Raw genomic sequence first — 10,812 nt, 5'->3', positions numbered from 1 at the left:
CAACATCATGAAAATAATATTCATCACAGTCAGGGCAAAAATCAATCGCAATATGCAGTTTTATTTATGATTTAACCAAGATAACATTAGCCAAATTTTGGTTTTGTCAGTAAAAAAGTGGCAAAAATGTGCCGCGCATCGCTTTCAGATGTTGCTAAATGTTTCTAAAAAATGCGCAAAGTTACGGATTAACCTGTTTTTTTTTGGCCTTGACAGGCTGAAGGCATACTCAAATTTAACTAAGCAATACACGTAGCGAAAATGTGACCACGGTCATACAACGTCGCGGCAGGAGGGAAAGTAAGCCAGGAAAGTTCTGGAAAAATCATTGGCACCGCTAAAAGTCGGTACACTGGCGCTGCGCGAAAATCATCTACGTAAAATGATGAACTGTTAAGCCTGTGTTCTAACAGCATTTTGCAGCAATTTGATGCTACACTTTTTTGCTTCGATACAGATGAAATAAGAGCCATGACAGCACTGGATGCCGCAAAATCAACCTGTTCTGAACGCCGCCTTAGCGCCGGTACGCGTACCATTTTTTTAATTAATGGACTGGGCATGTCAGCCTGGGCACCACTGGTACCTTATGCGCGCGATCGCTTGCAGTTAGAAGGAGCATCCCTCGGTGCCCTGCTGCTCTGCCTGGGGATTGGTTCACTGCTTGCGATGCCAGTCACAGGCACGCTGGTCGCCCGCTTTGGCTGCCGGCGGGTGATGATGAGTTCGACGCTGCTGGTCCTGTTGATGCTACCCGTGCTGGCAACCGCGCCTTCCCATCTGGTGATGGCCGCAGCACTCATGCTGTTTGGTGCCGGGTTGGGGATGCTGGACGTTGCAATGAATTATCAGGCGGTGGAAGTAGAAAAAGCCGCAGGACGCCCCATGATGTCAGGCTTTCACGCGTTTTTCAGCCTGGGAGGCATTTTAGGTGCCGGTGCGGTAAGTCTGCTGTTAGGTCTGACATTGACCCCTCTCTTATCGGTTCTGATCGTTATGGCGGTGATGGTCGCATTGCTGCTGTGGCGGCTGTCCGGCTATATGAACCAGCGCTTACATCAGCCTGATCAGCCCTGGCTGGTGATTCCGCGCGGGCGTGTCGCCTTTCTGGGCGTACTGTGCTTTATCCTGTTTCTGGCAGAAGGCGCAGTACTGGACTGGGGTGCCCTGTTGCTGCTGCAAAATCCGTCAATGTCGACGGCACATGCGGGCCTGGGCTATGCCGTATTCTCTGTAGCGATGACGGCAGGACGCTTTACTGGCGATAAGATTATTCAACGTTTTGGCCGCTATCCGGTGATGGTCATGGGCGCGCTGGCCGCGGCGTCGGGCCTGGCGCTCGCCGTCCTGCTGCCCTGGCCGGAAGCGTCATTACTGGCTTTCTTACTGGTGGGATTTGGTTTATCCAATACCGTGCCTATGTTATTTAACGCGGCGGGTAATCAGCATGCAATGCCCGCTAACCTGGCGATTTCAGCCATGACAACGTTGGGATATGCAGGTATTCTTTCTGGTCCGGCGTTGATCGGGTTCATCTCTCAATGGATTAGCCTTAGCGGTGCATTTTTACTGATTGCACTGCTCTTGTTGGCTGTGGCTGTCAGTGCGCGCAACGTTGCGCGATAAATCAGGTATCTGAGACGCTATGTTGTATAAGTTTCCTCTGACATCCAGCAATGTCACCCGCTTTTTTATCGTATTTAACCTGGTACTGTTACTGGCGCTGGGTTGTATGGTGCAAAATTCAATTAATGCCTGGCTAACCGATAAACGCTATGCCATGGCCGATGTGGCGCACGACGTACAAAAACGTATTGATACCTATCGTTTTGTGACCTGGCAAATTTATGAAAACCTCTCGGCCAGTGCGGCAGGTTCCGTCCCTGCCAGCAATTTACAAGAGACGCGTCTGCGTCCTGATGTCTATTACCTCGAAAAAACCCGACGTAAAACCGAAGCGCTGATCTTTGGTTCGCATGACAGCAGCACGCTGGATATGACGATGCGGATGTCCAGTTATCTTGATACGCTGTGGGGTGCCGAATCGCCGACCTGGTCGATGTATTTCTTAAATGGTCAGGACAACAGCCTGATTATGATATCGACCCTGCCGCTGAAAGATTTGGCCACTCGCTATAAAGAGAATGCGTTAAGTTCATTAGTGGATGCGCGCCGTGCTGAAATGCTGCAGCAGGCGAATGCGCTGGATGAGCGCGAAAGCTTTTCGCCTCTGCGTCATCTTGCTTTCCAGAACGATCACTACTTTACCCTGCGTACGACGTTTAATCAGCCCGGCCATCTGGCTACTGTCGTCGCGTTTGATTTACCTGTGAATGACTTAATCCCGCTTAATATGCCGGTAGAGAACTTCCAGTTGCGTCAGGATGCCAGCTTTACCAATAACACCAGTACAAACCAGGAAGGCCTTGAGACAACCCAGGTTTCGCTGGTCAGCCACGACATTGAGATAGCCGCAGCCCTGCCCAGCACCTCGCTGCAGCTGGTTTACCGGGTTCCCCTTGTTCGCCTGCTGCTCGACAGTGCGCATAACCTGATGTGGCCACTACTGATTAACCTGGTGCTGTTTTTACTCTCCCTGAGTGGCGTATTGTTGCTCCGCAAACAATCGCTTCGTCCCAGTGAAAACCAGAGTGCTGAACTGGACTCCCTTCGCGTACTTAATCAGGAGATTGTGGCCAGCTTACCTGTGGGCCTGTTGGTGTACGACTTTGCGAGTAACCGTACCTTGTTAAGTAATAAGATCGCCGAGCATCTTTTGCCTCACCTGAACCTGCAAAAGATCATCAATATGTCCGATCAGCATCAGGGTGTATTACAGGCTACGATCAACAACGAAGTGTACGAAATACGCCATGCGCGTAGCGTTTTATCGCCGCATACACAGCTGTTTATGATGCGCGATCAGGATCGGGAATTACTGGTCAACAAGAAACTGCAAAAAGCACAGCAGGTGCTGGATCGCAACCACCAGATGCGTCAGCAGTTGCTGCATCACCTTGGCCATGCGTTAAACCAGCCGCTGGAAAAAATCGTCTCGCAGTTGGTGCAGTTGAGTCAGCGTGATAACGACGAAAGCGTGCTGGATATTCTGGACGAGAGCCAGTCACTGGCTCGTCTGGTGGACGATATCGTGCTGCTCAATCGTCTTGAAGCGCATGACTGGTCACCTGATGCGTCGGTATTTAACCTGCAAGAGTTACTGGACGAAATTACGCTGGAGAGCCTGCCGCTGCTGCGCCGCAAAGGCCTGTCCCTGGTGGTGAATAATCATCTGGCAAATGACGAGATGCGCTTTGGCGATCGACGTGCATTGCGCAAAATCCTCACCACGCTGATGCATTATGCGCTGATTACCACCCGCTGGGGCAAGATTACCCTGGCGGTGAAGACGGCAGAGAACCAGCCTGACCGGGTCTATATTGAACTGGTGGATACCGGTGCCGGACTGACCGTGGATGAACTGGCCAACGTGGACTTCCCGTTCCTGGGCGATACCAGTCAGGATCGTTATGGTCAGGCGTCCGGTATGGCGTTTTTCCTGTGCAAGCAGTTGTGTAAACAAATGGGCGGTAGCCTGGAGATTGTGGCGAAAGCCGATATCGGCACACGCTATAACATTCAACTGCCCCTCACGCTAGAGGAACAGCGTGATGAGGAGGAAGAGAAAATCCTGGAAGGCGTAACCGCGCTGGTGGAGATCGCCGTTGAAGATGTCCACAAAATTGTTTGTCGCCATCTGGAAAACTGGGGCGCGCGCTGCCTGACGCCTGATGAACGTATTTCGGGTCAGGATCACGACGTACAGATCACCGACGATCCGGGCAAACTGAGTGGCTGGGCATTGTTACTGGCAGAAGACGAACCGGGCCATCATGCGCTGAACGATCAACAGTATCGCGTCAATTTCAATCTCAGTAATGCACTACTGGATGCATTACTGGCACTGATTGAGAAGCAATTGTCCCACGATGTAATGGAGGATAACACTGAAGAAGATGACGCCAGCACGCCACTGCTAAGTGGAGGCTATTTCCAGCTGTTTACTGAGACAGTACCGGATGATGTAAAGAGATTGTATACTGAGTCAGCGATAAACGATTATGCCTCGCTTGCTCAGACTGCCCATCGCCTTAAAGGCGTGTTTGCTATGCTTAATTTGACACCGGGCAAACAGCTTTGTGAAGAATTAGAACACCACATCAAAGTGTGTGACGATTCAAACATTAAAAATACCACCAGTAATATTGACGCTTATGTCAATCAACTGCTGCAGCAAGGTAACCAATAAGATGAATAACCTGAATGTAATTATTGCCGATGATCACCCAATTGTTCTTTTCGGTATCCGAAAATCTCTGGAACAAATTGAGTGGGTTAACGTTGTGGGTGAGTTTGAAGACTCAACAGCACTGATTAACAACCTGTCCAAGCTTGATGCCAATGTGCTGATCACCGACCTCTCTATGCCGGGTGAAAAGTATGGTGACGGTATTACGCTGATCAAATATATCAAACGCCATTATCCTGATCTGTCGATCATTGTTCTGACCATGAACAACAACCCGGCCATCCTCAGCTCCGTGCTGGATCTGGATATCGAAGGTATCGTTCTGAAGCAAGGTGCGCCAACCGATCTGCCTAAAGCGCTGGCTGCGCTGCAGAAAGGCAAGAAATATACGCCGGAAAGCGTGGCGAAACTGCTGGAGAAAATCAGTGCCGGCGGTTATGGCGATAAGCGTCTTTCGCCTAAAGAGAGCGAAGTATTACGTCTCTTCGCTGAAGGCTTCCTGGTAACGGAAATTGCGAAGAAGCTGAACCGCAGTATTAAGACCATCAGTAGCCAGAAAAAATCGGCCATGATGAAGTTGGGTGTGGATAACGATATTGCCCTGCTCAACTATCTTTCATCGGTCAGCGCAACCCAGATCGACAAAGAGTAAGTTTTCAGGCGGTGCACTCGCACCGCCTCCTTCCGCTTCTCTTTTATCCCTGCCGGGCTTTACGTACCCGCTCCGCATAGAGACCCAGCGTTGATTTCAGCACATCCAGCGTCACGGGCTTCGACAAGCAGTTGTCCATCCCTGCGTCCATACAACGCTGCTTTTCTTCGGCCAGCGCGTTCGCCGTGACGCCTATCACCGGGAACACATGCCCTAACTGACGCAGGCGCTGAGTCAGACGGTAACCGTCCATATTGGGCATGTTCACGTCGGTCAGCACAATATCAATTGTATTACGGCTTAAGACATTTAAGGCGTCAACACCGTCCTGGGCGGTTTTCACCTGATAACCCAGCGTGCCAAGCTGCTCTGACAGCAGCATGCGGTTGATAGGATGATCGTCAACGATCAGCACCATAATGTCGTCATTATGGATTTTCTCTTCGACCGGCCCGCTCAGAGAAAGCGCGTCCGTGCTCTCGGTTTCCACGGCAATGCGGTAAATACGCGCCAGTAAAGTCGGCAGTTCATGCAGGGTTGCCGTGCTGTGGATCCAGCGCCCTGCCTGCGGCTCACGCGGCATATCCACATGCGCGCCGTCAAACGAGATAACCGCACGCACCTGGGGGAATGTCTCCATTGCATAGTCGGTTAACACCACATCATCACTGCCAGGGTTTGCCAGCATATCGGCGACCTGGAAGCCATGTTGCTTCAACAGCCTGTCCAGATACTGGGCCAGGTACTCATTGCGCATTGCCAGCCAGATTTTCTTATCCTGAAGCCCGTCAAGCAGTGGAATGGACGGCTGCTTACCATTGTAGATGGGAATACGCACGATAAACTGGCTTCCCATTCCCGGCTCTGACTCCACCTCAATATCACCGTCCATCATGTTGATCAGCTTTTCACAAATCGCCAGGCCCAGCCCGGTGCCCTGGAAATTGCGCTGGACGCCATTTCCGACCTGGAAGAACGGATCGAATAACCGGGTGAGCTCTTTTGCGGGAATCCCGACGCCGGTATCACGCATACGAAAGGCCAGATAGCCCTGGGTGACGTATGCATGCAGGATAATGCAGCCGGTATGCGTAAATTTGATCGCATTATTGAGCAGGTTAGAAATCACCTGTTGCAGACGCAGGGGATCGCCATCGAGGAACTGCGGAACATCGTGTTCAATATAGCAGTACAGTGTCAGGCGTTTTTTCACCACCAGCGACAGATAGTTACCGACAATATGGGTAATCACTTCACGCGGGGAGAAAGGACGCGGTTCAATCTTTAACTGTTCCGACTCGATTTTCGAGAAATCGAGAATATCGCTGATGATTTTTAACAGCAGACTGGAGGAGTTGTTCATGGCGGTGACCAGCGAGTCGATACCGCTGGGCAACTGTCGTGTCTGTAATAAATCCAGATTACCAATAATGCCGTATAACGGCGTGCGCAGTTCATGGCTGACCGTGGCCAGAAACATCGATTTCGACTGGCTGGCCTGTTCAGCGGCATGCGCCATCTCCTGCAATGACTGCTCCATACGAACGCGCGCGGACACGTCAACCAGCACGCAGATGGCGACGTTTTCATTGCGATATCGGGAATGCACAAAGCTGATTTGCAGATTGGTGTTGCTGCCCGTCAGGACATCCACAAAGTTGACCTGTTGGCCGCCGATAATTTCATTTAACCGCTTGCGGTCTTCCTGCGTCAGCAACGTAAGATAGTTATGCGCCAGCTCATTGCTCAGAATGTTGGTGCCATCGCTGGTGCGCAGAATACAGATCCCGACCGGTGCTGACGCCACGATCTTACGGTTAAACTGCTCATGCTCTTCCAGCCTGTGTGCATTCTCTTCCGCAGGCAAAAACATGCGCCGCTCAAATAACCAGGCCAGCGTAAACAGCAGTACCGCACTCATGATATTGAGCAGCACCGCGTTAATCATCATGAGCCTGAGCTGATCGACCAGGACATCAGTTGACACCGACCAGATCACATTGAGTTCTGATGGCGGTAAGGGTTTCTTGAGCACCAGCTGGCGATAACCGTCCAGATAACCAAACCAGGTTTTATCGTCGGGTAATTCGTTTAGCGAGAAACCTACGCCTCCCCGGCGTGACGTCAGCAACGGCGTATAATTTTCGTCGGTTATGGTCGCGGTCACCGGCAGGCTGCCGGGCTGGATAAATTCATCAAGGCGGATATTTTGCTCTACGCCCAGCAAAGCCTGCAGTTTATCGGCCACATAGACCGGCATCACCACAGAGAAGCTGCCTACACCAGGCTGAGCGGAGCTGCTCACCCAGTAAGCCGGATTACGCTGGTCCTCTTCCGGGCTGTTACGGTAACGCTGCAGGTTTTCCCGCAGAAGCTTCAGACTGCGATCGCGACTGACATTATTATTGTTATTGCTGACGGTAAAGTCAGCCAGGCACCTGTTATCGCCGCCAATCAGGAAGACCCGGTTCAGCTCGTAGGAGGAGGCGAAATTGCTTTTCCAGTAGTTAATGTAGTTGCCTAAGGAATCAAGCGAGTTGCGCCAGGTGGTGCTCATGGAGGCACAGTCGTCACCGGAATATAACGGCATAAACTGCGGCTGAATCAGATTGTCCGCCTGGGACTGACCGATGGGTGCAGGTCTGGCGAGCCGGTTTTCAGCAATATATTTGAGTTCACGCATCATGCCCGCAGAATGACGGACGTACCAGTCAATGGTGCCGTAGTTACTGGCAAACTCCTGACGTACCTTGTTCTCTTTGTCATGCAGGACGCTGATAATATAGAACGTCGTCAGAACAGCGCCCAGCAACCAGATGAGCAGTGCCAGCGCGCGAAACAGATAGCGCGAAATGCGCAGCGTCGTGCGGAAAGAAACTAGATATTTCAAAGGTGACTCGCAGGTGGCAAGGTTAGTCGCATTGTTGGATTTTTGATGTTCATACACTAGCTTTATCGCAGCGAAAAAGCCAGTCGACTCCGGGCTCAGGGCGCAGTTTGAGAATGTTTGACCTGCCGCCCACCTCTCCTCTCGCTGTCTTTACAGCCAAAAAAAACGGCAGGCCGGGTTACCCCTGACCTGCCGTTGCGGTTTAACGTACGACGGGTAACTTACTCGTCGTCGTCCACTGCCGGTTCATCATCGTCGTCATTGTCGACTTCAGGTACGATATCATCGTCCCCTTCCGCCACGCTGCCATCGATAGCATCCAGCTCTTCTTCTTCCACCGGTTCCGCTACGCGCTGCAGACCGACAACATTCTCGTCTTCGGCTGTACGAATCAGGATCACACCCTGAGTATTACGGCCCACGATGCTGACTTCGGAGACACGGGTTCTTACCAGTGTGCCGGCATCGGTGATCATCATGATCTGATCGCTGTCGACAACCTGTACCGCACCAATAACCGGGCCATTACGCTCAGTTACTTTGATGGAAATCACGCCCTGCGTTGCACGGGATTTGGTCGGGTACTCACTGTTCGCGGTACGCTTACCGTAGCCGTTCTGCGTAACCGTAAGAATAGCGCCCTCTTCACGCGGCACGATCAGCGAAACTACGCGATCGTTTTGCGCCAGCTTAATGCCCCGTACGCCCGAAGCCGTTCGGCCCATGGCACGTACCGCGGATTCTGCAAAGCGCACCACCTTACCGGCCGCAGAGAACAACATCGCCTCATCGTTACCGTTCGTCAGCGCCACACCGATCAGCTCATCGTCATCACGCAGGTTAATCGCGATAATGCCTGCGCTACGTGGGCGGCTAAACTCCTGCAGACCCGTTTTCTTCACGGTCCCGCTGGCGGTAGCCATGAAGATGTTAAAGCCTTCGGTGTATTCACGTACCGGCAGAATCGCCGTAATACGTTCGTTGGCTTCCAGCGGCAACAGGTTAACGATAGGACGCCCGCGTGCACCACGGCTGGCTTCAGGCAACTGGTAGACTTTCATCCAGTAGAGCCGGCCACGGCTGGAGAAGCACAGGATCGTGTCGTGGGTATTCGCCACCAGCAGACGATCGATAAAGTCTTCTTCTTTGATTCGGGCGGCAGACTTGCCTTTACCGCCACGGCGCTGGGCTTCATAGTCGCTCAGCGGCTGATATTTCACATAGCCCTGATGCGACAATGTCACCACAACATCTTCCTGATTGATCAGGTCTTCGATGTTGATGTCGGCGCTGTTAGCCGTAATTTCAGTGCGGCGGTCGTCGCCGAACTGATCGCGCATCAGCTCAAGCTCTTCGCGAATGACTTCCATCAGACGTTCTGAGCTGGACAGGATGTGCAGTAATTCTGCAATCTGATCCAGCAGCTGTTTGTACTCGTCCAGCAGCTTCTCATGCTCAAGGCCGGTCAGCTTCTGCAGACGTAAGTCCAGAATGGCCTGCGCCTGTTGTTCTGTCAGGTAATACTGACCATCACGGATACCGAACTGCGCTTCCAGCCACTCTGGACGGGCCGCATCGTCGCCTGCACGTTCCAGCATCGCGGCCACATTGCCCAGCGCCCACGATTGCGAGATCAGACCCGCTTTTGCTTCCGCTGGCGTTGGTGCGCGGCGAATCAGTTCGATAATCGGATCGATGTTAGCCAGCGCAATCGCCAGACCTTCAAGGATATGTGCCCGATCGCGCGCCTTGCGCAGTTCGAAAATAGTACGGCGTGTCACCACTTCACGGCGATGGCGAACGAAGGCTTCGAGAATCTCCTTCAGCGCCATAATCTTCGGCTGGCCCTGATGGAGAGCGACCATGTTGATACCGAAAGAGGTCTGCAACTGAGTCAGGGAATAGAGGTTATTGAGAACCACTTCACCAACGGCGTCACGCTTGATTTCAATGACGATACGCATGCCGTCTTTATCAGACTCATCGCGCAGCGCACTGATTCCTTCGACGCGCTTTTCTTTCACCAGCTCGGCAATCTTCTCTATCAGGCGCGCTTTGTTCACCTGATAGGGCAGCTCGTGAATGACGATGGTTTCACGTCCGGTTTTGGCATCCACTTCCACTTCACCACGGGCACGGATGTAAACTTTACCGCGACCGGTGCGATAGGCTTCTTCAATGCCGCGACGCCCGTTGATAATGGCCGCCGTCGGGAAATCAGGCCCCGGAATGTGTTCCATCAGCCCTTCAACGCTGATGTTTTCATCTTCAATATAAGCCAGGCAGCCGTTAATCACTTCGCGCAGGTTATGCGGCGGAATGTTGGTGGCCATACCGACGGCAATACCGGACGATCCGTTGACCAGCAGGTTAGGGATTTTGGTGGGCAGAACTTCAGGGATCTGCTCGGTACCGTCGTAGTTCGGTACGAAGTCAACGGTCTCTTTTTCCAGATCAGCTAACAGGTCGTGGGCGATTTTAGACATGCGCACTTCGGTATAACGCATCGCCGCAGCGGAGTCGCCGTCGATGGATCCGAAGTTGCCTTGACCGTCCACCAGCATGTAACGCAGGGAGAAAGGCTGGGCCATACGTACGATGGTGTCGTAAACGGCAGAATCACCATGCGGGTGATATTTACCGATAACGTCACCGACGACGCGGGCAGATTTTTTATAGGGTTTGTTCCAGTCATTACCCAGTTCGCTCATCGCGTAGAGTACGCGGCGATGTACTGGCTTCAGGCCATCACGCACATCGGGTAAAGCTCGGCCAACAATGACCGACATGGCGTAATCGAGGTAAGAATTTTTTAACTCTTCTTCGATATTAACCGGTGTAATTTCTCTCGCAAGGTCGCTCATGGAGCCGCTATCCCTCTACTAATCCCGGATTTTAAAGGTGCGAAAGTATATCACACCGCAATTCACTGGTGAACGTTAACCACCTTATTAAGGTGCT

General features: G+C 52.2%; 5 protein-coding genes. 3 read left to right on the top strand and 2 right to left on the bottom strand.

Going from position 1 to position 10,812, the window contains the following annotated elements; genetic code table 11:
• The first annotated feature begins 471 nt into the window (after positions 1 to 471).
• Genes C1N58_RS04300 through rcsB form a run of 3 tightly spaced genes read left to right on the top strand, consistent with a single transcriptional unit; the run spans position 472 to position 4,961 of the window.
• Positions 472 to 1,626: an MFS transporter gene (locus C1N58_RS04300; RefSeq protein ID WP_033740605.1), complete on the top strand. Its 1,155-nt coding sequence runs from the start codon at positions 472 to 474 to the stop codon at positions 1,624 to 1,626.
• A 19-nt stretch (positions 1,627 to 1,645) separates the two neighbouring features.
• Entirely contained in the window at positions 1,646 to 4,309 is a 2,664-nt protein-coding gene (rcsD, locus tag C1N58_RS04295) for a phosphotransferase RcsD (protein WP_394564624.1), read from the top strand.
• A 1-nt stretch (position 4,310) separates the two neighbouring features.
• Positions 4,311 to 4,961 (top strand): response regulator transcription factor RcsB, encoded by a 651-nt coding sequence (gene rcsB, locus C1N58_RS04290; protein WP_006120001.1) that lies wholly within the window; start codon positions 4,311 to 4,313, stop codon positions 4,959 to 4,961.
• A gap of 43 nt (positions 4,962 to 5,004) precedes the next feature.
• Here rcsB and rcsC read toward each other — a convergent pair whose 3' ends face one another.
• Together rcsC and gyrA are read right to left on the bottom strand one after the other, a co-directional pair.
• Positions 5,005 to 7,851, bottom strand: coding sequence for a two-component system sensor histidine kinase RcsC (rcsC, locus tag C1N58_RS04285; RefSeq protein WP_367143834.1), 2,847 nt, complete (start codon positions 7,849 to 7,851; stop codon positions 5,005 to 5,007).
• 221 nt (positions 7,852 to 8,072) lie between these two features.
• On the bottom strand, positions 8,073 to 10,715 hold the full coding sequence (gyrA, locus tag C1N58_RS04280; protein ID WP_033740609.1) for a DNA topoisomerase (ATP-hydrolyzing) subunit A: 2,643 nt from the start codon (positions 10,713 to 10,715) through the stop codon (positions 8,073 to 8,075).
• Positions 10,716 to 10,812: the final 97 nt, after the last annotated feature.

It is taken from the genome of Pantoea sp. SGAir0180 (genome assembly GCF_043546245.1).
The sequence above is the reverse complement of the archived record's forward strand: the minus strand, read 5'-3'. Positions and strand labels throughout refer to the sequence as shown.

What these genes read in the sequence shown, in the direction of transcription:
- C1N58_RS04300 (WP_033740605.1), top strand. Translation starts at nt 472, where the DNA reads ATGACAGCACTGGATGCCGCAAAATCAACCTGTTCTGAACGCCGCCTT.
- rcsD (WP_394564624.1), top strand. Translation starts at nt 1,646, where the DNA reads ATGTTGTATAAGTTTCCTCTGACATCCAGCAATGTCACCCGCTTTTTT.
- rcsB (WP_006120001.1), top strand. Translation starts at nt 4,311, where the DNA reads ATGAATAACCTGAATGTAATTATTGCCGATGATCACCCAATTGTTCTT.
- gyrA (WP_033740609.1), bottom strand. Translation starts at nt 10,715, where the DNA reads ATGAGCGACCTTGCGAGAGAAATTACACCGGTTAATATCGAAGAAGAG.